This window comes from Salinivibrio sp. HTSP (assembly GCF_003390965.1).
GTDB classification, from domain to species: domain Bacteria; phylum Pseudomonadota; class Gammaproteobacteria; order Enterobacterales; family Vibrionaceae; genus Salinivibrio; species Salinivibrio kushneri.
Window position 1 is genome coordinate 1 of sequence record NZ_PXUD01000091.1, and the last position, 1,025, is coordinate 1,025.

Genomic DNA, 1,025 nt, shown 5'->3' on the forward strand with positions numbered 1-1,025 from the left:
TTCCCCCAAATCGCCTTGATCGTAGGCATCTCTATCTGGGTGTCGAGCACGGCGCTGTCGCTGCCTTCTGCCGAGGTGTTGCCAAACTGGTCTTCCAGCTCCGCTGTCACCTCGAGGGTTTCACCTTCCGCTGGCGCATCGAACGAGGTCGCGACGCTGCCGTTATCGATGTCGCTCTGCTCCAACACGATCTCGTTGGTGGTGGCGCCATCGCTGACGCGGATTTTGTCACCATCCACGGCGCCGGCTGGCAAGCCGACTTCAACGTCGACCTGGCCAGTGAGCTCACCACTGCTGATAAAGCCATCATCGTTGGCGTCTTCGACAATATTGACAGTTGGCGTGAAGAGCTCATCGATATTCTGGTCATCGCCATCTATATTGATCGATTCAAAATCACGCAGCTCAACACGATCTCCGGTGTCACTGTTTTCAACAATGACGTAACCATTACTATCTTTGCTGAACGATAGGTTGTCGACACTCGTATTAAATACAGCCTTGTCATTTCCTGCACCACCGTCAATGACGAGTTGATCGTTAGCATCATCAGTAATGATATTAACCGTATCGTTACCGGCACCAGTCAAGACATAATCATCCCCAGTTTCGGTATTGGCATTCGTCCATTCACCGTGCCAGTAATGCACAATGTTCGAATCTTCACTGGCGTTACCCGCCTCATCAGTCTGAATCGCTTTGAAGAATTCATTATCATTGACAGGTGTATTGTCGAGATCTGTAATATCTAAAGTCCAGAATCCATCACCATCCACCTCAACCTCGGTCGCGACACGAACATAACCATTCGGATTGGTATCATTACCATTAGTCGTACTGCCTTCTTTGCTATACAACGTGATAGTTGCTCCAGGTTCACCCGTACCGTGCAAAGTGACATCGCTGTAATCACTACCCGCTGAGTCATCGGTGATATTGGTGATGACTGGTTTGGCAGGGGGAGTGGTGTCCAGCACGCCGTTGTCCTGGGCTTCAACGGTTTCGCCGTTGTTGTCCGTCGCTTC

Annotated in this window: 1 pseudogene; it reads right to left on the reverse strand. The window is 50.6% G+C overall.

From position 1 onward, the window contains the following. Positions 1-1,025, reverse strand: a pseudogene (locus tag C7A19_RS15635) (hypothetical protein); the annotation flags it as partial.